The organism is Lysobacter sp. 22409 (assembly GCF_052045105.1).
Lineage (GTDB): Bacteria > Pseudomonadota > Gammaproteobacteria > Xanthomonadales > Xanthomonadaceae > Lysobacter > Lysobacter antibioticus_B.
Genome location: NZ_JBQEOE010000056.1, coordinates 1 through 24,199, shown reverse-complemented (window position 1 = coordinate 24,199; position 24,199 = coordinate 1). Strand labels below are relative to the sequence as shown.

At 66.7% G+C, this 24,199-nt stretch carries 22 protein-coding genes; 13 read left to right on the top strand and 9 right to left on the bottom strand.

The features are described from left to right. Positions 1–41: 41 nt before the first annotated feature. From asnB to ACTJJK_RS21040, 6 genes are all read right to left on the bottom strand, one after another. On the bottom strand, positions 42–2,018 hold the full coding sequence (gene asnB / locus ACTJJK_RS21065; RefSeq protein WP_440731178.1) for an asparagine synthase (glutamine-hydrolyzing): 1,977 nt from the start codon (positions 2,016–2,018) through the stop codon (positions 42–44). A 5-nt stretch (positions 2,019–2,023) separates the two neighbouring features. Continuing rightward, positions 2,024–4,261, bottom strand: coding sequence for a thiamine pyrophosphate-dependent enzyme (locus ACTJJK_RS21060; RefSeq protein ID WP_440731181.1), 2,238 nt, complete (start codon positions 4,259–4,261; stop codon positions 2,024–2,026). A gap of 137 nt (positions 4,262–4,398) precedes the next feature. Then, positions 4,399–5,037 (bottom strand): glutathione S-transferase family protein, encoded by a 639-nt coding sequence (locus ACTJJK_RS21055; RefSeq protein ID WP_440731180.1) that lies wholly within the window; start codon positions 5,035–5,037, stop codon positions 4,399–4,401. Then, entirely contained in the window at positions 5,037–5,591 is a 555-nt protein-coding gene (locus ACTJJK_RS21050; RefSeq protein WP_031371465.1) for a GNAT family N-acetyltransferase, read from the bottom strand. Before ACTJJK_RS21050 ends, ACTJJK_RS21055 begins: the two co-directional genes overlap by 1 nt. Before the next feature lie 198 nt (positions 5,592–5,789). Then, positions 5,790–6,953: an acyl-CoA dehydrogenase family protein gene (locus ACTJJK_RS21045; RefSeq protein ID WP_031371466.1), complete on the bottom strand. Its 1,164-nt coding sequence runs from the start codon at positions 6,951–6,953 to the stop codon at positions 5,790–5,792. Positions 6,954–7,300: 347 nt separating this feature from the next. Continuing rightward, a complete protein-coding gene (locus tag ACTJJK_RS21040) occupies positions 7,301–8,122 on the bottom strand; it encodes a glycine zipper 2TM domain-containing protein (protein WP_051884720.1) in 822 nt (273 codons plus the stop codon). A gap of 200 nt (positions 8,123–8,322) precedes the next feature. On the opposite strand from ACTJJK_RS21040, the gene ACTJJK_RS21035 reads away from it, so the two are divergent. Together ACTJJK_RS21035 and ACTJJK_RS21030 are read left to right on the top strand one after the other, a co-directional pair. After that, positions 8,323–8,547 carry a DUF6116 family protein gene (locus ACTJJK_RS21035; RefSeq protein WP_031371468.1) on the top strand — a complete coding sequence of 75 codons (225 nt, stop codon included), beginning with the start codon at positions 8,323–8,325 and terminating at the stop codon, positions 8,545–8,547. Between the two features lie 4 nt (positions 8,548–8,551). After that, positions 8,552–9,343, top strand: coding sequence for a TatD family hydrolase (locus ACTJJK_RS21030; protein WP_440731177.1), 792 nt, complete (start codon positions 8,552–8,554; stop codon positions 9,341–9,343). Between the two features lie 143 nt (positions 9,344–9,486). Here ACTJJK_RS21030 and ACTJJK_RS21025 read toward each other — a convergent pair whose 3' ends face one another. Further along, positions 9,487–10,305, bottom strand: coding sequence for a tRNA threonylcarbamoyladenosine dehydratase (locus ACTJJK_RS21025; protein ID WP_440731176.1), 819 nt, complete (start codon positions 10,303–10,305; stop codon positions 9,487–9,489). A 221-nt stretch (positions 10,306–10,526) separates the two neighbouring features. Between ACTJJK_RS21025 and ACTJJK_RS21020 the strand changes: the two genes are divergently transcribed. The 3 genes from ACTJJK_RS21020 (at position 10,527) to ACTJJK_RS21010 (ending at position 13,022) form a co-directional block, all read left to right on the top strand. Continuing rightward, positions 10,527–10,979 (top strand): hypothetical protein, encoded by a 453-nt coding sequence (locus ACTJJK_RS21020; protein WP_036148322.1) that lies wholly within the window; start codon positions 10,527–10,529, stop codon positions 10,977–10,979. A 150-nt stretch (positions 10,980–11,129) separates the two neighbouring features. After that, a complete protein-coding gene (locus ACTJJK_RS21015) occupies positions 11,130–11,630 on the top strand; it encodes a glycine zipper 2TM domain-containing protein (protein WP_031371472.1) in 501 nt (166 codons plus the stop codon). Between the two features lie 282 nt (positions 11,631–11,912). After that, positions 11,913–13,022, top strand: a complete 1,110-nt coding sequence (locus ACTJJK_RS21010) for a M35 family metallo-endopeptidase (RefSeq protein ID WP_031371473.1) — start codon at positions 11,913–11,915, stop codon at positions 13,020–13,022. A 687-nt stretch (positions 13,023–13,709) separates the two neighbouring features. Here the strand turns inward: ACTJJK_RS21010 and ACTJJK_RS21005 are convergent. Further along, entirely contained in the window at positions 13,710–13,919 is a 210-nt protein-coding gene (locus ACTJJK_RS21005; protein WP_031371474.1) for a cold-shock protein, read from the bottom strand. 218 nt (positions 13,920–14,137) lie between these two features. On the opposite strand from ACTJJK_RS21005, the gene ACTJJK_RS21000 reads away from it, so the two are divergent. The 3 genes from ACTJJK_RS21000 (at position 14,138) to ACTJJK_RS20990 (ending at position 17,023) form a co-directional block, all read left to right on the top strand. Beyond that, positions 14,138–14,623: a DUF456 domain-containing protein gene (locus ACTJJK_RS21000; protein ID WP_440731175.1), complete on the top strand. Its 486-nt coding sequence runs from the start codon at positions 14,138–14,140 to the stop codon at positions 14,621–14,623. A gap of 132 nt (positions 14,624–14,755) precedes the next feature. Then, positions 14,756–15,913: a phospholipase A gene (locus ACTJJK_RS20995; protein WP_440731179.1), complete on the top strand. Its 1,158-nt coding sequence runs from the start codon at positions 14,756–14,758 to the stop codon at positions 15,911–15,913. A 153-nt stretch (positions 15,914–16,066) separates the two neighbouring features. Further along, complete coding sequence (locus ACTJJK_RS20990; protein ID WP_440731174.1) at positions 16,067–17,023, top strand: patatin-like phospholipase family protein; 957 nt, start codon at positions 16,067–16,069, stop codon at positions 17,021–17,023. 701 nt (positions 17,024–17,724) lie between these two features. Here ACTJJK_RS20990 and ACTJJK_RS20985 read toward each other — a convergent pair. Continuing rightward, positions 17,725–19,251: a fumarate hydratase gene (locus ACTJJK_RS20985; protein ID WP_031374154.1), complete on the bottom strand. Its 1,527-nt coding sequence runs from the start codon at positions 19,249–19,251 to the stop codon at positions 17,725–17,727. Between the two features lie 232 nt (positions 19,252–19,483). On the opposite strand from ACTJJK_RS20985, the gene ACTJJK_RS20980 reads away from it, so the two are divergent. The 5 genes from ACTJJK_RS20980 to ACTJJK_RS20960 all read left to right on the top strand — a co-directional run bounded on the left by ACTJJK_RS20980 (position 19,484) and on the right by ACTJJK_RS20960 (position 24,045). Then, positions 19,484–19,852 carry a hypothetical protein gene (locus ACTJJK_RS20980; RefSeq protein ID WP_223619482.1) on the top strand — a complete coding sequence of 123 codons (369 nt, stop codon included), beginning with the start codon at positions 19,484–19,486 and terminating at the stop codon, positions 19,850–19,852. A 116-nt stretch (positions 19,853–19,968) separates the two neighbouring features. Next, positions 19,969–20,280: an NIPSNAP family protein gene (locus ACTJJK_RS20975; RefSeq protein ID WP_223619481.1), complete on the top strand. Its 312-nt coding sequence runs from the start codon at positions 19,969–19,971 to the stop codon at positions 20,278–20,280. Between the two features lie 36 nt (positions 20,281–20,316). Then, entirely contained in the window at positions 20,317–20,703 is a 387-nt protein-coding gene (locus tag ACTJJK_RS20970; RefSeq protein WP_440731173.1) for a RidA family protein, read from the top strand. 133 nt (positions 20,704–20,836) lie between these two features. Then, the gene (locus ACTJJK_RS20965) at positions 20,837–22,726 is read left to right on the top strand and encodes an ABC transporter ATP-binding protein (protein WP_440731172.1); all 1,890 of its coding nucleotides are present in this window, start codon (positions 20,837–20,839) and stop codon (positions 22,724–22,726) included. A 128-nt stretch (positions 22,727–22,854) separates the two neighbouring features. Then, entirely contained in the window at positions 22,855–24,045 is a 1,191-nt protein-coding gene (locus ACTJJK_RS20960; protein WP_440731171.1) for a PQQ-dependent sugar dehydrogenase, read from the top strand. The last annotated feature ends 154 nt before the right edge of the window (positions 24,046–24,199 follow it).

Sequence of the window (24,199 nt, the reverse complement as noted above, 5' to 3'; positions counted from 1 at the left end):
GCGCCGCTCCTACCCTTGGCGGCGCGGGTCGACCATGCCGCCTACAAACCGCCCTCGCCGGTCGTCGACATCCAGACCGAGCGCCCGACTTCGTTGCGCTCGGTTTTCCAATGCGCCTGCCAGGCCTGGAACATCAACACGTTCCACAGGTGCGTATGCCAGCGGCGCTCGCCGGCCAGGAGCTGTCGCCACAGGCCGCCGACCAACTCGGCGTCGAAATACCCCTCCTGCGCCAGGCGCGACGGGTCGAGCAACGCCGCTGCCCACTCGCGCAGGTCGCCGCGCAGCCATTGCGTCACCGGCGCGCCGAAACCGCGCTTGCCGCGATCGACCATGGCGTCGGGCAGGTAGCGCTTGAGCACACGCTTGAGCAGGTACTTGCTGCCGCTGTCGCCGCGCTTGAATTGCAGCGGCAACGACCAAGCGAATTCGGCGACGTGGGTGTCGAGCAAGGGCGCACGCGCCTCCAGCCCGACCGCCATGCTGGCGCGGTCGACCTTGCACAGCAGGTCGTCGGGCAGGTACACGCTGTAGTCGGCCAGCATCATCGCGTCGGCGGGCGTGCCCAGCCCGCCCAGCGGTTCGGCGAGGTCGTACATGGTCGCCGGCAGTTTCGATCCGGGCACGGCGGCCTGGGGGAAACGCCAGCGCACGATGCGATTGCGATAGACATCGCCGATGCCCTGCGCGCCCATCTCGGCGGCGAACGCAGCGAAACCGCCGGCGCGCGAGGCTTCGCCGTGACCGCCCGCGGATTTCGCCAGCCAGCGCCGCAGCGGCGCCGGCACGTGCCGCTGCAGACGCAGGTTGCGCAAGGCGCGCTCGTAGCGCGTATAGCCGAAGAACAACTCATCGCCGCCGTCGCCCGACAGCGCCACCGTGACCTGGCTGCGCGCCAAGGCGCAAACCAGCGCGGTCGGCACCTGCGAGGCGTCGGCGAAGGGTTCGTCGAACATCGCCGACAGCCGCGGCACCACCGCCAAGGCATCGGCGCCGCTGACGTAGAGCTCGGTGTGGGCGGTGCCGAGATGGCGCGCGACTTCGAGCGCGAGCGGCGCCTCGTCGTGGTGCGAACCCTCGAAACCGATGGTGAAGCTCTTGACCGGCTTCGCGCTCAAGGCCTGCATCAACGAAGTCACCACCGACGAATCGGTGCCGCCGGAAAGAAACACACCGACCGGCACGTCGGCGACCATGCGCAGGCCGACCGCGTCGCGCAGCAGGTCGTCGAGCCGGTCTTCAGCGGCGTCGATGTCGCCGTCGAACGGGTGCCGGATCGCCGCGGCCATACGCTCGCGCGCATGCCAGTAACGGCGCTGATCGCGCCCCGGGTCGTGCGCGGCGGCGCCGCGCGCGACCGCAGCGGCGTCGAAACGCAGCAAGGTGCCCGGCATCAGCTTGAAGGTGTCGGTATGGATCGCGTACGGCGCCGGCACGTAGTCGTAACGCAGCAACAGGGCCAGCGCATTGCGGTCGACTCCGTTGTCGAACTGCGGATGCCGCCACAGCGCCTTGAGTTCGGAACCGAACACCAGGGTGTCGCCGGCCCAGCCGTAGTACAGCGGCTTCTTGCCGACCCGGTCGCGGGCCAGCCACAACGTCTGTTCGTGGCGGTCCCACAGGGCGATGGCGAACATGCCGCTGCAACGCGCCACCGCGTTCTCGACGCCCCACTCCACCACCGCGGCCAGCAGCACCTCGGTGTCGGAGTGGCCGCGGAAGGCGTGGCCCAGTTCGAGCAGTTCTTCGCGCAAGGCGGCGAAGTTGTAGACCTCGCCGTTGTAGGCGATCACGTAGCGGCCGTCGGCCGAGGCCATCGGCTGATGGCCCAGCGGCGACAGGTCGAGAATGCTCAGGCGCCGATGCGCCAGGGCAATGCCGTGTTGCGCATCGGCCCAGACGCCGTCGTCGTCGGGGCCGCGGTGACGCAGGGCGTCGCCCATCGCGCCGGCCAGTTCGAGCAGATGCTCGTGGCCGATATCGGTGCGCGGACACAGCAGGCCGGCCAGTCCGCACATGAGGGTCAGCCCTTGGCCAGCACGTCGGCGGCGCGGACGATGTCGTCCTCGCCGGGGATCACCAGGAAGGCCGCGCCGGCCAGCGGCGTGTAGGTGTCGACGCCGACCACGCGCTGCAGCGGCACGCCGCCGAAACCGGCCTCGGTCAATGCCGTGATCACGCCCTCGCCGACGCCGGCGCTGCGCCGGCCTTCGTCGACCACGATGATGCGCTTGGCGCCGCGCGCCTGTTCGGCGATGTAGGCATCGTTGAGCGGCACCAACCAGCGCAGGTCGATCACGCGCGCCTTCCAACCGTGCTGCTTCTCGATCTCGCGCACTGCGCGCAGGCTCATCGGCACGCCGTTGCCGTAGGAGAACACGACCAGGTCGTCGCCCTCTCCATAGCTGCGGCCTTCGCCGAGCGTCATCGCCTCGTCGGGCTTCGGATAAGAAGTCAGCCAGGCGCCGTCGCCGGCTTCGTACAAATCCTTGGTCATGTACAGCGCGATCGGTTCCAGGAATACCGAAACGCGGCCGTCGACCTTGGCCAGCGCGGTCAGGGTGCGCAGCATGGTCGCGGCGTCGTCACCGCGCGAGGCGCAACCGACCACCAGACCGGGGATGTCGCGCAAGGCGGTGATCGAGTTGTCGTTATGGAAATGCCCGCCGAAACCGCGTTGGTAGCCCAGGCCGGCGATGCGCACCACCATCGGGTTGCGGTACTGGTTGTTGCTGAAGAACTGCAGCGACGCCGCCTCGCCGCGGATCTGGTCGCAGGCGTTGTGGAAATACGCCAGGTACTGGATCTCCGGGATCGGCATCAGGCCGACATTGGCGAAGCCCTGGGCCATGCCGAGGATCATGGTCTCGTCGAGCAAGGTGTTGAACACTCGACGCGGGCCGAAGGCTTTCTGCAGGCCCTTGGTGACCGTGTAGACGCCGCCCTTCTGCGCCACGTCCTCGCCGAACAGCAGCGTTTCCGGGTACTTGGCGAACAGGTCGTGCAGCGCGTTGTTGATTTGGATCGCCAGATGGCGCGGCGGCTGTTGCTCGGGCAGCTTGGCTTCGCTGCCGAACACCTGCAGACGGCGTTCGGCGAAATCGGCGCGCTTGGCTTCCTGCTGCACCGCTTCGGGCGAATACGGCGCCAGCGGCGCGATCACCTCGTCGAGGCGGTCGAGCTTCGGCCGGCGATCGGCCTCTTCGGCGGCCGCAAAGCACTGCTTGCGCGTGGCCTCGTACAGGTCGATCACGTCCTGCTTCGACATCAGCCCCGATTCGAGCGCGATCGCCGCCGAACGCAGCAGCGGGTCGCTGGCTTCGACCGCGCACAGTTCCTCGAAAGAACGCCATTCGATCTCGAAGTCGGTGCCGGCGTGGCCCATGATGCGGGTCGTGCGCAAGTGCAGGAAGGTCGGACGGCGGCTGCGGCGGCAATGCTCGACCGCGCGCTGCACGTCGGCATAACCGCTGGCCAGGTCGAGGCCGTCGGCGGCGAAGTAATCCAGGCCGTCCATGTTGCGGAAACGGTTGGCGATCCAGCCGCCCGGGGTCTTGACCGAGATGCCGATGCCGTTGTCTTCGCAGACGAACAACACCGGTGCCGGCAGTTTTTGATACGCGGTCCAGGCGGCGGCGTTGAACGCGGTCTGGGCGGTGGCGTGGTTGGCCGAGGCGTCGCCGAACGAACAGATGGCGATGCTGTCGTCGGGGATCGGCAGAGCGTGGCCGAGGCGGCGACCGGTTTCGATCGCGACCGCAGTGCCGAGCGCCTTAGGCAGGTGCGAGGCGATCGTCGAGGTCTGCGGCAGCACCCACAAGGGCTTGCTGCCCCACACTTTATGGCGGCCGCCCGAAGCCGGGTCGTCCTTGCTGGCGGCGAAACTCAGCGCCGAATCCATCACCGGGTCCATACCGGGCAATTTGCGGAAGCGCTCGGCCATGAAGCCGCCGCTGCGGTAGTGCAGGAAGGCCGGATCGGTGTGGCGGGTCAAGCGCGCGACCATCGCGTTGCCTTCGTGGCCGCTGGAACCGATGGTGTAGAAGACCTTGTTCTGCACGCGCAGCACGCGCGCCATCAGGTCGAGGTGGCGGCTGATCAGCTGCGACTCGAACAGCTCGCGGAAACCGCGCGCGTCGAGCGCGCTGCCCTGCAGGATCGCCTCGTCCGACGCAGGCCGCGCATCGGCGCGGCCGTTCCACTGATTGACGAACTCGACGAAATTGACGTCGCAGATCTCGGCCCGGTTGAGGCCTTTCATGCGCGCCGGGATCGGGCTCGGCACCGCGTTGAAGTTCGGCACGTTGTTGAAGATCGAAGACTGCAGTTGCGCTGACATCGAACACTCCGCCGCCCGTCGCCGGGCCGGCTCATCAAGGAAGAATTAGACGGAACCCGTCATGGCGTCTGCGCGATGCGCTGCGCCGCCTGCGGGTCGGGATCGGGCAAGGCCACGAAGCCCGGCGTCGCCCGCACCCGCGCGCGCCAGGCGTCGATCGCCGGATACGGCGCCAGCTCGATGCCGCCGTGGCCGGCGACGTCGGTGTAGGCGAACAGGGCGATGTCGGCGATGCCGTAGGCCTGGCCGCTGAACCAATCGTGGGACTGCAGATGCCGCTCCATCACCGCCAGCGCGCGATGGCCGCGTTCGCGCAGCGACGGCAACTCGGCGCGGCGCGGCGAATCCAGCGGCGTCCAGCCGGCTATGAAACGGGCCACGGCGACATAGGGCTCGTGGCTGTACTGTTCGAAGTTCATCCAGCTCAAGGCCTGCGCGCGCTGCCAGCGGTCGCTCGGCAAGAACGCGCTGCCGTCGGCGAGGTAGTACAGGATGGCGTTGGATTCGCTGAGGGTGCGGCCGTCGTCCAGCTCGATGACCGGCACCTTGGCATTGGGATTGAGGGCGAGAAATTCCGGCGTATGCGTTTCGCCGCGGCTGCTGTCGACCTCGACCCAGACGTAGGGTTCGCCGAGTTGTTCGAGCAACAGGCGCAGCTTGTGGCAATTCCCCGAGGGCGAGAAGCCGTAGACGGTGATCACGCGCCCGCTCCCCGCTTGCGCCGCGCCTGCCATTCCTCGCGGGTCTGGCCCCAGACCTCCACTTCCATGTCGGCCGGCGCCGGCAAACGGTCCTGGCGCATATAGCGCGAACCGAGTTTGGCCGCTACGCCTTTCGACGGCAGATTGTCCGCATCGATGGTGTGGATCACCTCGCTCCAGCCCAGGTGTTCGAAGGCCCAGTCGGTCGCCGCGGCCGCACCCTCGGTGCCATAGCCCTTGCCGCCTTCGCTTTCGACGATGCCCCAACCCACCTCGGTGCCGGGCCAACCATCCGGCTGCCAGGGACCGAGACGGCCGATCCAACGGCCGGAGGTTTTTTCGTAGACCGAGAAGAACCCATAGCCGTATGCGGCCCAGGAGCCGATCACCGACATCAGGCCGCGCCAGGCCACCGAACGCGGCTGCGGCCCGCCGATGTAGCGCAGGTAATCGCCGGCATCCATGAAGGCGGCCCAATCGTCGAAGTCGTCCAGGCGCGGCGGGCGCAGGATCAGGCGCGGCGTTTCCAGTCTAATGTCGGGAATCGTCATCACGGCTCGGTTCTCCCTTTGCGCCAGCATCGCCATGTGGAAGCCCCTTTCCCGCCTGCGGGAGAGGGGTTGGGGTGAAGGCCGATTGCTCGTGCTGCATCGGCAGCATCGCGGCCTGCCCTCACCCGGCCCTGCGGGCCGACCTCTCCCGCACGCGGGAGAGGCGAACGCAAAGCTCCCGCGAACAGGAGCGGAAACTCAAAACGCGCTGATCCCCGTCAGCTCGCGGCCGACCACCAACTGGTGCACGGTCTCGGTGCCTTCGTACGTGATCACCGATTCCAGGTTCAGGGCATGACGGATTGCCGCATGCTCGGTGGTGATGCCGGCGCCGCCGAGCAGGTCGCGGCATTCGCGCGCGATGTCGATGGCCATGCGGCAGTTGTTCCACTTCGCCAGGCTGACCTGGGTCGGCTGCATGTTGCCGGCGTCCTTGAGGCGGCCGAGCTGCACCACCAGCAACTGCGCCATGGTGATGCGGCGCGCCATCTCGGCCATCTTGATCTGCGCCGACTGGGTCGCCGCGACCGGACGCTCGAACAGGATGCGTTCCTTGGTGTAGCCCAGCACCTCGTCGAGGCAGGCGATGGCCGCGCCGATCGGGCCCCAGGTGATGCCGTAACGGGCCTGGGTCAGGCAGCCCAGCGGGCCCTTGAGACCCTTGACGTTGGGCAGGCGGTTGGCCTCGGGCACGCGCACGTTGTCGAAGAACAACGACGACGTCACCGACGCGCGCAGGCTCATCTTGTGCTTGATTTCCTGAGCGGCGAAACCGGGCATGCCCTTCTCGACCACGAAGCCCTGGATGCCGTCGTCGGTCTGCGCCCAGACAATGGCGATGTCGGCCAGGTTGCCGTTGGTGATCCACATCTTGGAGCCGTTGAGGACCCAGTCGCCGCCGTCGCGCTTGGCGTTGGTCTTCATGTTGGCCGGGTCGGAACCGCCGTGCGGCTCGGTCAGGCCGAAGCAACCGATGATCTCGCCGCGGGCCATGCCCGGCAGCCAGCGTTCGCGCTGCTCTTCGGTGCCGTAGGCGTAGATGGGGTACATGCACAGCGAGGACTGCACGCTGACGAAGCTGCGGATGCCGCTGTCGCCGCGCTCGAGTTCCTGGCAGATCAGGCCGTAGCTGACCGCATTGAGGCCGGCGCAACCGTACTTTTCCGGCAAGGAGGAACCCAGCAGGCCGAGTGCGGCGATTTCCGGCACCAGTTCCTTCGGGAAGCGACCCTGGTCGAAGGCATCGCCGATGATCGGGATCACGCGCTCATCGGTGAAACGGGCCACCGTGTCCTGAACGGCGCGCTCCTCGTCGCTGAGCAAGGAACGGACGTCGTAGAGATCGTAGGGATTCAGGGCCATGGCGCGCTTGGGAGACCTCTAGGACAGAAAGACGGTCATTGTAATGGCCTGCCGCGGCCCGGGTAAGGCCGAAAACCCTCGGAACTGCGCACTGGGCGGTATCCGGGGAATTCTTGCGCAAGCCAGCACGGCAGCGGGCGGGTTTCTCGTCGGCACCTGCGACCCGGCACAAAACCGCGCGCGATAAGCAGGCCCGCCGGTTGGCGCGCGTGCTCCGACGAAGCGCCCCGGCCGTTCCGAGCCAGCACTGCGGCTGCACCTGCCCTGCTCTGCCGCCGAACTGTCAGGCAAAAAGAAACGGGGCCGGAAGATCCGGCCCCGTTCGGGTATCGCGTGTAGCGCTGGACTCAGCCGCGGCTCGGCACGCCGGCCGACGCGGTCTGGGTCACGACCTGGCCGTCGATGACCGGCAGGCGCTGGGTCGGGCGCTCGTCCATGCGGATGGTCTGCTCCTGGCCCTGGTAACGATAGGTCACGTCGTAGCCGACGACCTTGTCTTCGCTGCCCAGTGCGATGCGGCTGCCCGGCTTGCTCTCGGTGCGCATGGTGCCGGTGGTGCCGTCCGGGTTGCGGTAGGTCACGTTGTAGGCGACCACGCGCGAGGACTGCGACTTGTCGGACACCGTGTGGCACTGGCGCTCGGTGCGGTTCACGACGCGGCCGCCGACGTGGTTGCGGTCGACGCGGTTGCCGATGAAGCCGCCGGCCACGGCGCCGGCCGCGGTCGCGGCCTTCTTGCCGTTGCCGCCGCCGACCTGGTTGCCGAGCAGGCCGCCGATGACCGCACCGGCGACGGTACCGCCGACGTTGCCGTCGCGTTCGGGCAGGCGCTCTTGCACGACCACGTCTTCGCAGACTTCGCGCGGGGTCGAGGTGGTGTTGGTCTCGCGGACCGGATCGGTGCCGATCACGGTCGCGTACAGCTTCTGCTTCTCGTTGATCGGGTTGACCTTGACCACGTCGGCGTAATCGACCTGCGGCGAGGTGTTGATCGCGCCGTTGGCGGCGATGTCGCCGACCGTGCCGGCCGGCGCGAGTTCGGCGCCCGCGACCGGAGCCAGCCCGGCCTGGCCGGCCGCGCCGTTGCCTCGGAAGCTCTGGAACGCCGCGACGGCGACGCCGCCGACGAGCAGCGCGGCAATCGCTACAGCTATCATGTTCTTGTTCATTTGGAGCCTCCGGGGCGCGCTGAGCAGCTATGTAGGTACAGACGGTCGGGATAGGTTGCCGACCGTTGGGGGGACGGCGCCATTCCACCACTCGAAAGCTGAACCAGTGCCTATTGATTTTCGCCAATCTGTCCCCTGCGTGAATCGTCACGCGGCCGCGTGCTAGCGTGTTTGCAACCTGCGTCACAACTCGACCGAACATGGCCAATCCTCTGCTCGCTCCCCTGTTGGGTTTTCTCGGACGCCTGAGCTATCCGCGTCTGTTCGTGGTTACCGCGGCGCTGTTCCTGGTCGACCTGGTCATCCCCGACTTCGTCCCGCTCGCCGACGAAATCCTGCTGGGCCTGGGCACCTTGCTGCTGGCCAACTGGAAAAACCGCAAGGCGCCTCCGACCATCGAGCCGCCGACGCCGCCCGCGCGCTGAGCGCATGCACGCCCTGGTCGACAGCCACTGCCACCTCGACGCAGCCGAGTTCGACCTCGACCGCGGCGAGGTGATCGCGCGCGCGCGCCAGGCCGGCGTCGCCCGCCAGGTCGTGCCGGCGGTCGACGCGGCCGGCTGGCCGAAACTGCGCGAGGTCTGCACGAGCGCGCCCGGTCTGTATCCGGCCTACGGCCTGCACCCGATGTATCTGTCCTCGCACCGGCCCGGGCATCTGCACGAGCTGCGCGATTGGATCGAGCGCGAACGGCCGCTCGCGGTCGGCGAATGCGGGCTGGATTATTTCGTCGAAGGCCTCGATCGCGACGAGCAAATGCGTTATTTCGAAGGCCAGCTGAAGCTCGCGCGCGAGTTCGACCTGCCCCTGATCGTGCACGCACGCCACGCGGTCGAGGCGACCATCGCAGCGTTGCGCCGCATCGGCGGCCTGCGCGGCGTCGTCCACAGCTATTCCGGCAGCGAGGAACAGGCCGAGCAATTGTGGAAAGCGGGTTTCCTGCTCGGGCTTGGCGGCCCGGTGACCTACGACCGCGCCAAGCGCTTGCGGCGCATCGTCGCGGCGATGCCGATCGGGCAATTGCTGCTCGAAACCGATGCGCCCGACCAGCCCGATGCCGCGATCCGCGGCCAACGCAACGAGCCGGCGCGCCTGGCCGGCATCGCCGAAACCATCGCCGGACTGCGCGGGATATCGCTGGACGAACTCGCCGCCGCGACCAGCGCCAACGCCGAGCGCCTGTTCAAGTTGCCGGCCGCTTCAGACGCCGTCTCCGGGTAGGAGCGGCGTCCAACAGGGATTTCCTCCGGTCACGAGCCGCGACCGCGCCATCGCAACGACGGCGCAAAGACGGTTGCCAATGGATTTCGCTACTACCGCCTTCGCACTGGGTTGAAAGCCCGCGATCGCGGCTCGCGCCGCTCCTACCCTGCCGCTTGCGCCTTGGGCTTGAGCAGGATCTCCAGCGCACGCCCGACCGCGGCGAAGGCGAAGACGCCGGTGATATGCGTGGCTGCGCCGAGCCCGGCCCCGCAGTCCAGCTTCAGGGCCGCATCGCCGGCGACCTTCGGCCGCAGGCCGCAGACGCTGCCGTCGGGCTGCGGGTATTTGACGTTCTCCAGCGAGTAGATCGCCGAGACGCTGAAATAGCGGCCGGTGTTCTTCGGGAAGTTGAACTCGCCGCGCAGCTTCTTGCGGATCAGCGCCAGCATCGCATCGTGTTCGGTGCGCGAAAGATCGCGCACCCGCACCAGGGTCGGATCGGTGCGGCCGCCGGCCGAGCCGACCACGATCACCGGCAGCTTGCGGCGCCGGCACCAGGCGATCAGTTCCACCTTGCTGCGGAAACTGTCGCAAGCATCCAGGACCAGGTCGAAACCGCGGTCCAGCAGCTCGTCCAGGTTCGACGGGGTCAGGAAACTCTGCACCGCATCGACCTCGATTGCCGGGTTGATCGCGCGGCAACGCTCGGCCATGGCCTCGACCTTGGCGCGGCCGTACTGGCCTTCCAAGGCCGGCAACTGGCGGTTGGTGTTGGACACGCACAGGTCGTCGGCATCGATCAGGGTCAGGTGGCCGATGCCGGTACGCGCCAGCGCCTCCACCGCCCAGGAACCGACGCCGCCCATGCCGACCACGGCGATGCGGCATTGGCGGAAGCGTGCGACCGAGCCGTGGCCGTACAGGCGGTCGATGCCGGCGAAGCGTTCTTGCCAGAGAGTGTCGGAGGATGGCGGGGTCATGCGCATATTGTAAGGGCGACGGCACGGCTTGCCGGCGCGAACGCTGGGACGCTGCGGCGCGCGAACGCGCCCGACCAGGCCTTCTCTCCCCGGGGCCCTGCCTCCGCTCCTCGAATAATGTGCCTTCGAAGGCGCCGAAAGGCTTGGCCGCCAAAGGTTTCTGACCTGGACCTCACATTGGCGCGTGCTATCGTGCGCCGACATTGGATGGAGGCCAGGCAATGAGCGATACCCAGCCCAGCAACGCCGAAGCGAAACGCAAAGGCAATGGTTCGAAGTACTTGTTTCTGTTTCTCATCGGCCTGGTCGGCGGCGTCGTCGCCACGGTCATGGCGGTACGCGCACTGGATCAGCGCAAGGACCATTTCCCCGACAGCGTCATGCAAGTGCAGCAGTGGCATCTGGGCCAGCTCAAAGGCAAGGTCGAACAGAACCGTTGCGGAGCCACCGACACGCTCCCGCATCTGAAGGCCCTGCGCACCATGGCCGACGATCTCGAACCGGCCTTCCCCGACCTTAAGGACGACACCCGCTTCGGCCAGCACGCAAGCAAGATGCGCGCTGCGCTCGACGGCGCGCTGACCAGCCCGCCGCTCAACTGCGCCGGCGTCGGCGCCGTTTCGGAACAGATCGGCGAGGCCTGCAAGGCCTGCCATCAGGACTTCCGCGGCTGATCGCCCCGGCTTCCCCGCCGCGAGCTGAACGCGGTGGGGAAGAAGTCGGATACAGGGTCGAAAATTGAACACGTGTTCACGTGACTGCGCATAGCTTGGCTGATGCGTGGCAACTGTCCGCCACTCGCCCCTAAAGCGCAGGAGCCTCGAATGAACACCAATAACATCCGATTGCTGGGTCTGGCCACGGTCGCTACGCTGGCGCTTGCCGGCTGTGCGACCTCTCCGGGCTACGGCGGAGGCTACGGCAACAGTTATCCGCCGCCGTCGCAGCCGAGCTATGGCAACAGCAACCAGAACAATTGCTATGACTGCGGTGTCGTGACCCGCATCGAACAGACCACCGCGACCAGCACGGCGCCGCGCGCGACCGGTGCGATCCTGGGCGGTCTGGTCGGCGCCGTCGCCGGCCGCGAGATCGCCGACGATCACACCGACAGCAAGGGCCGTCGCAACACCGCGACCGTCGCCGGCGCCGCCGCCGGCGCGCTCGCCGGCAACGCCATCCAGAACCGCGTCGGCGCGCCGACCTACAACATCTATGTGCGCATGAACGACGGCCGCACCACCGTGGTCAGCCAGAAGGACCTCGCCGGCATTCGCGAGAACACCTACGTGCGCGTCGCCAACGGTCGCGCCTACGTTCGTTGATCGACGGCGATCGGGCGCGCTCCGATCGAACGCGAACCGGGCCGCATCGTTCCGGGCTTGCGATCAAACCGCGATGAAACAATGTAACGAGAAGTAACGGAAAAACGGCCCGCATCGCGGGCCGTTTTTTCTTGCGCGCGCGCCGCGCTTCGCGTTCACGACCCGCATCACGATTAAGCGCGGAACTGGCTCACTTATCGCGCGTTGCACGATCTTGCCTTCGGTTAGGGTTTTCGAGTCCGCCACCGGACCCCGCCCATCGCAACATCAGGAGATCGTGGAATGAAACTTCGCTTCGTGCATCTGGTTTCCGCGAGTGCCGTGCTCACCGGCGCCATTGCAGCCGCCGTCGCCGCACCCGGCGCAGCCCAGAACAATCCGCTGCGCGTCGGCATGGTCGCCGTCTCCGGCGCCGCCGACGATTTCCTCGGCTCGGTCGAGATCAGCATCACCAACACCAGCCGCAAGGCCGTGCGCCTGCCGAAGTGGCAACTGCCGTCGGATCAGTTCGACGCCAAGTTGTTCAACGTCAGCTACAACGGCCAGCCGGTCGCCTACGAGGGCGCGATGGTCAAGCGCGGCCTGCCGCAGGCCGAGGATTTCGCGATCCTGCAACCCGGCCAGACTTATCGCCGCGTGATCGACCTCTCGGCCGGTTACGACCTGTCGCAGACCGGCCAATACGTGGTCAGCTTCAATGCGCCGCTGCAGCACGCCTCGACCTCCGACCGGGTCATGCTGCACCAGGCCAACGGCTTGCCGATGAGCGCGCAAAGCGCGCCGCTGAGCCTGTGGGTCGACGGCCTCGACCAACTCGGCGGCAGCAAGGCCTCGCCTGCGGCCAAAAAGCCGCCAGTCGGCCCGAGCGCGATCGTCAATGGCGTCAACTACGTCGGTTGCACCACCTCGCGCACGAGTTCGGCCGGCCAGGCCGTCAATGCCGCACGTAGCTACGCCGAGAACGCCAAGGGCTATCTCAATGCCGGCACGCTCGGCCCGCGCTACACGACCTGGTTCGGCGCCTACACCTCCAGCCGTTACAGCACCGCGCGTTCGCACTTCGCGTCGATCGATTCGGCGATCGACCAGAGCAACGGCCAGATCACCATCAACTGCGGTTGCAACAGCAGCGCTTATGCCTACGTTTATCCGAACCAGCCGTACCAGATCTACGTCTGCAACGCGTTCTGGAACGCGCCGCTGACCGGCACCGACTCCAAGGCCGGCACCCTGATCCACGAGATGAGCCACTTCACCGTCGTCGCCGGCACCGACGATCACGCCTACGGCCAAAGCGCGGCGAAGAGCCTCGCCAACAGCAACCCGAGCGCCGCGCTCGACAACGCCGACAACCACGAGTACTTCGCCGAAAACACCCCGTTCCAGAACTGAGCCGCGCACCCGCGCAGCGCGCTCGCCCGCCGAGCTCCGAACGGCCCGCCATGGCGGGCCGTTCGCGTTGAGGCCGCCCTCGATGCGAAATCCGCTCGCGCTCGACCCCATGCATCGGACTGGTGCGTTCGGTAACCACGAGCCTTCCGCCGGAAGTGGATGCGAAAGCGGAAGCGGGCGCCAGGATGGCGCAAGGCGCCGACCGGGAGACGAGGCCGGGTCGACGCCGTGCGGGGCTCCTTCCGGATGGAGATTCGGAAGCGCGAACGGCGCGTGGCGAGACGGGAGCGCCGGTCGCTGCAACAACTGCAAGGACGCGGGACGGCTCGGCGAGGCCGTCGGGTTGCCGGGGGCTTCCTGCCCCCGGCGCTCTTGCGGGATTCGCCCAGGCGCATCGGCCGACCGGCGGCTTCGCGATGCGGGCAGCGATGCCGCGCTTTCGCCCGGCGGCATTCAATCGATATAACCCGGGGTAAAGCCATATCCGCAGGATTCGCGCCGGGCTGCGTTCGCTGCGCAACGAATCCGACAGGCCCGGAATCGTTGCGATTGCTCTGGAGCGAAGCGGGCAATATCCGGAACTGTGACGAAAATCAAGAAATACATAGCAAAAAGCCCGGCCGAAGCCGGGCTTTTCTGACTCTATGCGCTGCGATCGAAGACCGCAGCCGAACATCGGTGCGAGCTTTACAGCGGTTCGACCGCGTCGGCCTGCAGGCCCTTCTGGCCCTGGACGACGGTGAAGGAGACCTTCTGGCCTTCCTTCAGGCTCTTGAAGCCCTGGGATTGGATCGCGCGGAAATGCACGAAGACATCTTCGCCGTTTTCACGGCTGATGAAGCCAAAACCCTTGGCATCGTTGAACCACTTGACGGTTCCCGTTTCTTTGCCGGACATCGCTACTCTCTCCTTGGAACGTGATGTTGTTAACACGACCTTCGTCGCGTGCTGGTTGCAAGGAGGAAGCGAGGTGCAACGATGTAGCGGATCGATGGATCTACCGCATCGGGGCCACGATTCACGGTGACCCTTGGCAAACGCAGCGACCGCAACGTACCCCGACATGGGCCAAAATGCAAACAGCCCGGACAGCCTGTCCGGACAAGGGATTCGGCATGAATTTGGATACGTTTTATTACATTTTGGCCGGGGTGCTGGTCGTCGTCGGAATGGTCGGAACGGTGCTCCCCGCCCTGCCCGGCCTACCCCTGGTATTCGCCGGGATGGTGCTCGCCTCCTGGGTGTCCGGATTCGAGAAAGTCGGCTGGGTGGTGCTGGTCATCCTCGGCGTGTTGACCGTGCTGTCCATGGGCGTGGATTTCGTGGCCACCGCGATGGGGGCCAAACGGGTCGGGGCCAGCAAGCTGGCGATCGTCGGCTCGATCGTCGGCACTTTCGCAGGGCTGGCCTTTGGCCTGATCGGCGTGTTCATCGGCCCCTTCGTCGGCGCCCTCGCCGGCGAGTTGATCCACACCCGCCAGCTCAGCCAGGCCACCAAGGTCGGGGTCGGCACCTGGGTCGGCATCGTCGCCGGCACCGTGCTCAAGCTCGGCCTAGCCTTCGCGATGGTCGGCCTGTTCGCGTTCGCCTGGTTCTTCTGAGCCATTGCTTCTGAGCCGGCGCGCGACCGCGTCGCAGCCCTCGCGCTGCGACGCGGTTCACGTCTCGTTCGCGTCCGGATGCAAGACTGCAACGGTTTTGTCGTTCGCGATCCATACGCCGTGAGTATCGCCATGCCCCTGCAACGCAGCTTGATATCCGTCGCCCTCGCCAGCGCTCCCGTGCTCGCCTTCGCCCAGACCGCGCCGCAAGCGGCTACCCCGGAAGCCTGCGTGGCGATCACCAGCAACGCCGATCGCCTGGCTTGCTACGACGCCGCGCTCGGCCGCCCCGCCGACGGCGCGCGCCAGGCCGATATCGCGGCCAAGGAAGCCAAGGCGATCCAGCAGAATCTCGCGGTCGGCGACGAAATCGCCGGCGAGCCCAAGCCGAGCGTCGGCGAACGCGCCAAGCGCGCCCTGTCGGGCAGCGTCTTCAGCCACGACGACCCGCTCGACAGCGCCATCGCCAACGCCGGCAAGGGCAGCCTGCTCGACAGCCGTTGGGAGCTGGCCAAGGATTCCAAGCTCGGCGTGTTCAACTTCCGGGCCTACAAGCCGGTGTATTTGCTGCCGGTGTTCTGGAACGACAACCCGAACACGCTGCCGTCGTCGCCGAACCCGCGCAACAACGTGACCGAGCCGCAATCGCTCAAGGACATCGAGGCCAAGTTCCAGATCAGCTTCAAGACCAAGGCGGTCGAGAATCTGTTCGGCGACAACGGCGACGTCTGGATGGGCTACACCCAGAGCTCGCGCTGGCAGGTCTACAACGGCGAGGACTCGCGGCCGTTCCGCGAAACCAACTACGAGCCGGAAGTGCTGCTGGTGTTCCGCAACAACTACCGCGTCGGCGGCTGGAACGGGCGCATGGCGGCGATCGGCATCAACCACCAGTCCAACGGCCGTGCCGATCCGTTTTCGCGCAGTTGGAACCGGGTGATCGCCAACGTCGGCCTGGACCGCGAGAACTGGGCGGTGATGCTGCGTCCGTGGTGGCGTTTGTCGGACGGCAACGACGACGACAATCCGGACATCGAGGATTACATCGGCCGCGGCGACCTCACCGTGGTGCATCGCCGCGGCGGTCACGAGTTCTCGCTGATGGCGCGCCATTCGATGCGCGGCGGCGACCGTTCGCACGGTGCGTTGCAGTTCGACTGGGGCTTCCCGATCCACAACCAGTTGCGCGGCCATCTGCAGATCTTCGACGGCTACGGCGAGAGCATGATCGACTACAACCACCGCGCGACTTACATCGGGCTGGGTGTGTCGTTGTTGGAGTGGTACTGAGTTCGACCGCCTGCGCGCCCGTCATGCGGGCGCCGCCGGGGCCTTGAACGCAGCCGCCGCGATTCGCGTCGCGGCGACAGGATCGCGGTCGCGGCTCGCGCCGCTCCTGTCCTCGAAGCACGGCGTGTTTACTGCACAACGACGGAGAACGCGATGAAGATGCGGCGCATCCTCTCGCTCGACGGCGGAGGCATACGCGGTCTGGTGAGTTGCCACTGGCTCGACGGCGTCGAGCGGACGCTGATCCAATCCGGCAAGCCCGGCCTGCTCGAGAGTTTCGACCTGATCGCCGGCAGTTCCACCGGGGCGCTGGTCGCCTGCGGCCTCGCGCATGGGCTCAGCCCCGCGGCCATGGCCGAGCTGTATCGGGATCAACGCCATCTGATCTTTCCGGATCTGGCCGGACGACTGTGGTCGCGTGCGGGACGCGTGTTCTACGCCGGTCTCTCGGCCCCGCGCTACGACGGCGTGGGTCTGGAGAAGGTACTCAAGAAGGTATTCGGCAAGACCACCCTCGGCCAGCTCAAGGCGCCGGTGCTGGTCACCAGCTACGACACGATTTCGCGCGCGCCGGTGATCTTCAAGAGCTTCGATGCTTGTCATCGCAAGCTGCCGGTGTGGGAGATCTGTCGCGCGTCTTCGGCCGCGCCGACCTATTTCCCGGCCCACCCGATGCACCTGCAGGGCAAGCTGCACGCGCTGATCGACGGCGGCGTGGTCGCCAACAATCCGACCGCCTGCGCCATCGCCGAGGCGATGCGCAAGGACGCCCAGGTCGACAACAGCCGCGACCTTGTGGTGCTGTCGGTCGGCACCGGCGAACGCACCCGCAGCATCGACCTGCACTCGGCCCGAGAATGGGGCGCGCTGGAATGGGCGGTGCCGATCATCGACGTCCTGTTCGACGGCAACACCGATTCGGTCGACTACATCGCCAGGCAGTTGGTCGGCGACGGCTATTACCGGATGCAGACCGAACTGCTGGTCGGCCTGGACGACCTCGACGACACCAGCGCCACCAACCTCGCCGCGCTGGAGATACTGTCGAACGAATATCTGCTCCGGCCGGCGATGAAGAAGATGCTGGCACAGTTGGTTAAGAAGCTTTGAGGGGCGATCGCATCGTCCCGTAACGTGGCGCCGTTGCTTGCAGATTCGCGGTCGCGGCTTGCGTCGCTCCTGCAGGGGGCCGCCTAAGCCTTCGGCCATCGGCGACGCGAGAGCACGGCATGGCGGTCGCGGCTTGCACCGCTCCTACCCGAAGCAGCCTTGCTGTTGCTGTGCGTCGATTCGACATCGCGAAGGCCATCGAAGACCCAGAGGGCGGCCCGCAGGGATGCGGGCCGTTTTTCATCGGGACAGGGATGTCCCGTATGTAGAGCCCTGCGTTGGCATCGCTCGTGCGGGCCTGTGATTCAAAACGAAAGCATTTTTCTTTGGTTACCTTTGACCGAAGGGAATCCAGACGGACTTTTGTTGCTTATGACAAAAGAAAGTAACCCGCCGCTTTAGTGGCGGAAGCTTTTAGCGTTTGATCCTGATCCTGATCCTGCTTGAGCGATACGCCGCGAGACCGAAACAGCGCGGTCGCGGCTCGCGCCGCTCCTACCCTCGCGACAGCTCACGCCTCCGATCAATGACGGAGGCGTTGCGGACTCTGCGCGTCCCGCGGTCGCGGCTCGCGCCGCTGCTACAGGGGATGCATGCGAGAAGCCGCATACGACAACGCCCGGCACTGGCCGGGCGTTGCATGGATACGACTAGAACACGGTGCAGGACGAGGACTCGTCCAACCAAAGCGAACCTCAGGCTTACTCCACCACCACCGGAATCTTGCCGATCCGCGCCTGCCATTCCTTCGGCCCGGTCTTGTGCACCGACTCGCCGGCCGAATCGACCGCAACCGTCACCGGCATGTCCTGCACGGTGAACTCGTAGATCGCTTCCATGCCCAGGTCGGCGAAACCGACCACGCGCGAGGCCTTGATCGCTTTCGACACCAGATAGGCCGCGCCGCCGACCGCCATCAGATACACCGAGCGGTGCTTCTTGATCGACTCGATCGCGACCGGGCCGCGTTCGGCCTTGCCGACCATGCCGAGCAGGCCGGTCTGGGCCAGCACCTGTTCGGTGAACTTGTCCATGCGCGTGGCCGTGGTCGGGCCGGCCGGGCCGACGACTTCGTCGCGCACCGGGTCGACCGGGCCGACGTAATAGATGAAGCGGCCCTTGAAATCGACCGGCAGCGCCTCGCCCTTGTTGAGCATGTCGACCATGCGCTTGTGCGCGGCGTCGCGGCCGGTCAGCAGCTTGCCGTTGAGCAGCAGCACTTCGCCGGGCTTCCAACTGGCGACCTCGTCGGCGGTGACCGTGTCGAGGTCGACACGGCGGCCCTTGGACGAGTCGTAGGTCAGCTTCGGCCAGTCTTCCAGCGACGGCGGGTCGAGCGCGACCGGGCCGCTGCCGTCGAGGGTGAAATGCGCATGACGGGTGGCCGCGCAGTTCGGGATCATCGCCACCGGCAGGTTGGCGGCATGGGTCGGGTAATCCTTGACCTTGATGTCGAGTACCGTGGTCAGGCCGCCGAGGCCCTGCGCACCGATGCCGAGCGCGTTGACCTTCTCGTACAGTTCCAGGCGCAGCTCTTCGGCACGATTGCTGGCGCCGCGCGCCTGCAGATCGGTGATGTCGATCGGCTCCATCAGCGCTTCCTTCGCCAACAGCATCGCCTTCTCGGCGGTGCCGCCGATGCCGATGCCGAGCATGCCCGGCGGGCACCAGCCCGCGCCCATGGTCGGCACGGTCTTGAGCACCCAGTCGACGATCGAGTCGGAGGGGTTGAGCATGGCGAACTTGGACTTGGCCTCGGAACCGCCGCCCTTCGCCGCGACGATCACCTCGACGGTGTTGCCCGGCACGACCTTGACGTTGACCACCGCCGGCGTGTTGTCGCGGGTGTTGCTGCGCTTGCCGGCCGGGTCGGCGAGCACGCTCGCGCGCAACTTGTTGTCGGGGTGGTTGTAGGCGCGGCGCACGCCTTCGTTGACCATGTCCTCCACGCCCATGGTCGCACCGTCCCAGCGCACGTCCATGCCGATCTCGAGGAACACGGTGACGATGCCGGTGTCCTGGCAAATCGGCCGGTGGCCTTCGGCGCACATGCGCGAATTGATCAGGATCTGCGCGATCGCATCCTTGGCCGCGGTGCTTTCCTCGCGCTCGTAGGCGGCGGCGAGGTTCTTGATGTAATCGACCGGGTGGTAGTAGCTGATGTACTGGAGCGCATCGGCGACGGACTGGATCAGGTCGTCCTGGCGGATGACGACGGGTCCGCTCACGGCGGAAACGGCATGGGACTGGGAGGCGGTCACGGCGGGCGTAGGCTGGCGGTGGGGACCGCCATTCTACCCTTCCGGCCCGGCCGGGGCCCTTGCGCGGACGGGCCGGGCGCCGAGGACGCGGTAAAGCCGGCGTCCATCCTGGCCGCACTGACGCCGCAAGACCGGCGTCCATCCTGGCCGCCTTGTGCGACTAAGCTGGCGGCTGTTCTGGCCGCCTCCCTGGTCCCTCGTGCCCCATTCGCCCTCGCAACCCTCGCCGGCACCGCAAGCACCGGCCCACTTCAACCCGGCCCTGCTGATCATCGGCCTGGCGCTTTCCGGGCTCGGCGGCGTCAGCCCCTTGCTGCTGGTGCCGCGGTTCGAGTCGGTGTTCGCAGTCTTCGGCATGGATCTGCCGCTGCTCACCCAGACCCTGATCGACTATCCCTGGCTGCTGTGCCCGCTGCCGGTGCTGGTATTGGCGCTGTGGATGCTGTGGCCGAAGCGGCGCCGCGATCTGGTCGCGTTGTTGTTCGGCGGCATCGCCGGCATCGGCGCCGGCGCGCTGGCGGTCATCGCGATGTATCTGCCGATCTTCAGGTTGGCGCAGACACTCTGAGCGAGCGCTCCGAGCGAGGCAGTGCGACCTGCATCGCGGCTCCGCCGCGCCGCCGCTGAAACCGACGCGGCCTCAGGCTACATTGCCCGCCTGCATTCGCCCTGGAACCCTCGCCCGTGATCACCTGCTATCTGCGCTACGTCATCGACCCTTACCAACTCGCCGAGTTCGAGCATTACGGCAAGCTCTGGATTCCCCTGGTCGAGAAATTCGGCGGCCAGCACCATGGCTACTTCATGCCCTCCGAGGGCACCAGCAACGTCGCCCTGGCGATGTTCTCGTTCCCCAGCCTGGCCGCGTACGAGGATTACCGCACGCGCTCCTTCGACGACCCGGACTGCCAGGCCGCCTTCGCCTATGCGCAGGAAAAGCGCTTCATCGTCAGCTACGAGCGCAGCTTCTTCCGCCCCGTATTCAAACCCGACTGAGCCGCAGCCGCCCGGCGGCGCCTGCCCGGAGTGCCCATGCCCGTCATCAGCCACAACCCGCCCGAACTGTTTCCGCCCTATCGCGGCTACAGCCACGCCACCGAAGTCCGCGGCGACGCGCGCCTGCTGGTCATCAGCGGGCTCAACGGCTATCTCGCCGATGGCGTCACCTTGCCCGAGTCCTTCGAGGAGCAAGGCGAGCTGATATGGCGCCACATGGGTGTGCTGCTGCGCGCGGCGGGCATGGATTATCGCCACCTGATTTCGTTGCGCACCTACCTGGCCGACCCCGCCGACGACGAGGCCAACGTGCAGTTGCGCCTCAAATACCTCGACGGACACCGCCCGTCCTCGACCGTGGTCTGCTGCCGCCTGCTCGACCCGCGCTGGAAACTGGAAGTGGAAGCGATGGCCGCGGCCTGAGCCGCGCGCTCGTCGCAGCGATCGCGTCGCGACCGCCCCCGCCTCAGCCCTGCACGAAGCGATCCGGGCGCCGCGGCCTCGATCGCCGACCACGCCACATACCGGCGGCCCCGTTCTTGGGCACAATCGCCGCATGAGCACATCCAGTGATGCGAGCCCGTCGCCCCGCCAGGCGCAGGCCGACGGCGGCAAGCCCAGTCTGCGCGAACGTTTCGACGCCTTGCGCAATCTGCGCCCCTTCCTCAAGCAGATCTGGGCGACCAGCCCGGCACTGACCCTGATTACCCTGGGCCTGCGCCTAGTCCGTGCCCTGTTGCCGGTGCTCACCCTGTACGTCGGCAAGCTGATCATCGACGAGGCGGTGCGCCTGGTCGCCGCCCACCCCGGCTTCGATTCGCTGTCATCGGCCTGGGCCAGCGGCCACTTGAACACCTTGCTGAGCTTGCTCGCGCTCGAATTCGGCCTGGCGATCGGCTCCGACCTGCTCGGGCGCATCGTCGCCTACGGCGATGCGCTGCTGTCGGAGCTGTTCACCAACGCCACCAGCGTGCGCCTGATGGAGCACGCGGCCACCCTCGACCTCGAAGACTTCGAAGACCCCGACCTGCAGGACAAGCTCGATCGCGCGCGCCGCCAGACCATGGGTCGCATAAACCTGATGAGCCAGTTGTTCGGCCAGGTCCAGGACACCATCACGGTGGTGAGTTTCGCCATCGGCCTGTTGGTCTATGCGCCGTGGCTGATCCTGCTGCTCGCGGTCGCCCTGATTCCGGCCTTCATCGGCGAGGCGCACTTCAACGCCCTGGGTTACTCGCTCAACTTCGCCTGGACGCCGGAGCGGCGCCAGCTCGAGTACGTGCGCCAGATGGGCGCCAGTGTCGAAACCGCCAAGGAAGTGAAGATCTTCAATCTTCATCGCTTCCTGATCGCGAAGTACCGCGAGCTGGCCGGCAAGTTTTTCAAAGCCAACCGCGCCCTCGCCCGCCGCCGCGCGCTGTGGGGCACGGTGCTGGCCGGGCTCGGCACCCTGGGTTACTACATCGCCTACGGCTACATCGCCTGGCGCACGGTGCGCGGCGATTTCAGCATCGGCGACCTGACCTTCCTCGCCGGCAGCTTCCTGCGCCTGCGCCAGTTGCTCGAAGGATTGCTGATCGGCTTCTCGCAAGTCGCCGGACAAGCCTTGTACCTGGAAGACCTGTTCTCGTTCTTCGAGATCAAGCCGGAGATCGTCTCGCCGGCCGACCCGCTCGCGATCCCGAAGCCGATCCGCCAGGGCTTCGTGTTCGAGAACGTCGGCTTTCGTTATCCCGACGCCGAGCAGTGGGCGCTGCGCGGGCTCGACTTCGAACTGCGCGCCGGCGAAGTGTTGGCCTTGGTCGGCGAGAACGGCGCCGGCAAGACCACCTTGGTGAAATTGTTGGCACGCCTGTACGACCCCGACGAAGGCCGCATCCTGCTCGACGGCCGCGACCTGCGCGATTACGACCTCGACGATCTGCGCGCCAACACCGGAGTGATCTTCCAGGACTTCGTCCGTTATCACCTGACTGCCGGCGAGAACATCAGCGTCGGCCAGATCGATGCGATGGGCGACGCTGCGCGCATCCGCGAAGCGGCGCGGCGCGGCATGGCCGACGAAGTCATCGAGAACCTGCCGCGCGGCTACGACCAGTTGATCGGCCGCCGCTTCAAGACCGGCGTCGACCTGTCCGGCGGGCAATGGCAGAAGATCGCGATCGCGCGCGCCTACATGCGCGATGCGCAGGTGATGATCCTCGACGAACCGACCGCGGCCCTGGATGCGCGCTCGGAGTTCGAGGTGTTCCAGCGCTTCAAGGAACTGTCGGCGGAAAAGACCGCGGTGCTGATCTCGCACCGTTTCTCGAGCGTACGCATGGCCGACCGTATCCTGGTGCTGGCCGAGGGCCGCCTGGAAGCCAGCGGAACCCATGTAGAACTGCTCGCCCAGGGCGGACGCTACGCCGAGCTGTTCGAGCTGCAAGCCGCCGGCTATCGCTGAGCCGGCAGCGGATACCCGCCGGGCGGAACTGTACCGGCGCCTCGTTGTCCCAGTGCGGAGCGGCGGCTATGGTGACTGCGCCGTTGCCGAGCGCACTTCGCTCGCGACCTCACGATCCAGGAGCGCACATGACCCCGATTTTTCATCGCAGCGTCCTTTCCCTCGCCCTGCTGCTGAGCCTGGCGGCCTGCCAGCGCAACCAGGAGGCCGAAGCGGCGACCGCCAAGGCGGCGCCGGCACAACAAGCCACCCACCAGGTCAAGAGCGAACTCGGCGAGCTGCGCGTCACCGAGATCGCCTCCGGGCTCGAACACCCCTGGGCCGTCGCGCTGTTGCCCGACGGCGGCTTCCTGGTCACCGAACGCCCCGGCCGTCTGCGCCGGATCGCCGCCGACGGTGCGATCTCGGCGCCGATCGCGGGCGTGCCGGCGGTCTGGGCCGAAGGCCAGGGCGGCCTGCTCGATGTCGTGCTGTCGCCCGACTTCGCCAGCAGCCAGCGCATCTACCTCAGCTATGCCGAGCCCGGCGACAACGGCAGCGCCGGCACCGCGGTGGCCTCGGCGACGCTCGGCGACGCGGCCTTGGCCGACGTCAAGGTGATCTACCAACAGCAGCCCAAGCTGGTCGGCCCGAATCACTTCGGCTCGCGCCTGGCCTTCGACAAGCAGGGACATATCTTCATCACCCAGGGCGAGCGCCAACAGCGCATGGCCTCGCAGGAGCTCGACAAGCTGCAAGGCAAATTGGTGCGCCTGAACCTCGACGGCAGCGTGCCCGAGGACAACCCCTTCGTCGGCCGCCAGGACGCGCGCCCGGAGATCTGGAGCTACGGCCACCGCAATATGCAGTCGTTGGCTGTCGACCCGCGCACCGGCACCGTCTGGGAAGCCGAGCACGGCCCGCGCGGCGGCGACGAGATCAACCTGCCGCAGCCCGGCAAGAATTACGGCTGGCCGCTGATCACCCACGGCATCGACTACAGCGGGCTGAAGATTTCCGAAGCCGAAGGTAAAGAGAAACCCGGCCTGGAATCGCCCTACCACGTCTGGGAAAAATCCCCGGCCCTGTCGGGCATGGCCTTCTACACCGGCCATGCCGGCTCGCCGTGGAACGACAGCCTGTTCCTGGGCGCCCTGGCCGACGGTAGCCTGATCCGCCTGAGCCTGGACGGCGATAAGATCGTCAAGGAAGAGCGTCTGCTCAAGGAACTCGACTGGCGCATCCGCGATGTGCGGGTGTCGGCGGATGGGAAGGTGTATGTGTTGACCGACGAGAACGAGGGCAAGTTGTTGCGGTTGGAGCCGCCGGCCGGGAAGTGATCGGCGGCGCACGCCGATTGCCGTTGCCGTTGCCGTTGCCGAGATTTTGATCTGCTTTGCTGCTTTGCCGGTCTAGTGGAGACCCGGAGGGCGGCGCACAGGACGTGCGCCCGGCTGTTAAATGGAATGCCGCGATAAGACAGGGACGTCTTAT

Excerpts from the sequence above, each read along its gene's own strand:
- ACTJJK_RS21060 (WP_440731181.1), bottom strand. The coding sequence starts at position 4,261 with ATGAAAGGCCTCAACCGGGCCGAGATCTGCGACGTCAATTTCGTCGAG.
- ACTJJK_RS21020 (WP_036148322.1), top strand. The coding sequence starts at position 10,527 with ATGAGCGATACCCAGCCCAGCAACGCCGAAGCGAAACGCAAAGGCAAT.
- ACTJJK_RS20970 (WP_440731173.1), top strand. The coding sequence starts at position 20,317 with ATGCCCGTCATCAGCCACAACCCGCCCGAACTGTTTCCGCCCTATCGC.
- ACTJJK_RS20990 (WP_440731174.1), top strand. The coding sequence starts at position 16,067 with ATGAAGATGCGGCGCATCCTCTCGCTCGACGGCGGAGGCATACGCGGT.
- ACTJJK_RS21025 (WP_440731176.1), bottom strand. The coding sequence starts at position 10,305 with ATGACCCCGCCATCCTCCGACACTCTCTGGCAAGAACGCTTCGCCGGC.
- ACTJJK_RS21035 (WP_031371468.1), top strand. The coding sequence starts at position 8,323 with ATGGCCAATCCTCTGCTCGCTCCCCTGTTGGGTTTTCTCGGACGCCTG.
- ACTJJK_RS21000 (WP_440731175.1), top strand. The coding sequence starts at position 14,138 with ATGAATTTGGATACGTTTTATTACATTTTGGCCGGGGTGCTGGTCGTC.
- ACTJJK_RS21015 (WP_031371472.1), top strand. The coding sequence starts at position 11,130 with ATGAACACCAATAACATCCGATTGCTGGGTCTGGCCACGGTCGCTACG.
- asnB (WP_440731178.1), bottom strand. The coding sequence starts at position 2,018 with ATGTGCGGACTGGCCGGCCTGCTGTGTCCGCGCACCGATATCGGCCAC.
- ACTJJK_RS20995 (WP_440731179.1), top strand. The coding sequence starts at position 14,756 with ATGCCCCTGCAACGCAGCTTGATATCCGTCGCCCTCGCCAGCGCTCCC.
- ACTJJK_RS21005 (WP_031371474.1), bottom strand. The coding sequence starts at position 13,919 with ATGTCCGGCAAAGAAACGGGAACCGTCAAGTGGTTCAACGATGCCAAG.
- ACTJJK_RS21010 (WP_031371473.1), top strand. The coding sequence starts at position 11,913 with ATGAAACTTCGCTTCGTGCATCTGGTTTCCGCGAGTGCCGTGCTCACC.
- ACTJJK_RS21040 (WP_051884720.1), bottom strand. The coding sequence starts at position 8,122 with ATGAACAAGAACATGATAGCTGTAGCGATTGCCGCGCTGCTCGTCGGC.
- ACTJJK_RS20960 (WP_440731171.1), top strand. The coding sequence starts at position 22,855 with ATGACCCCGATTTTTCATCGCAGCGTCCTTTCCCTCGCCCTGCTGCTG.
- ACTJJK_RS21050 (WP_031371465.1), bottom strand. The coding sequence starts at position 5,591 with ATGACGATTCCCGACATTAGACTGGAAACGCCGCGCCTGATCCTGCGC.
- ACTJJK_RS21045 (WP_031371466.1), bottom strand. The coding sequence starts at position 6,953 with ATGGCCCTGAATCCCTACGATCTCTACGACGTCCGTTCCTTGCTCAGC.
- ACTJJK_RS21030 (WP_440731177.1), top strand. The coding sequence starts at position 8,552 with ATGCACGCCCTGGTCGACAGCCACTGCCACCTCGACGCAGCCGAGTTC.
- ACTJJK_RS20965 (WP_440731172.1), top strand. The coding sequence starts at position 20,837 with ATGAGCACATCCAGTGATGCGAGCCCGTCGCCCCGCCAGGCGCAGGCC.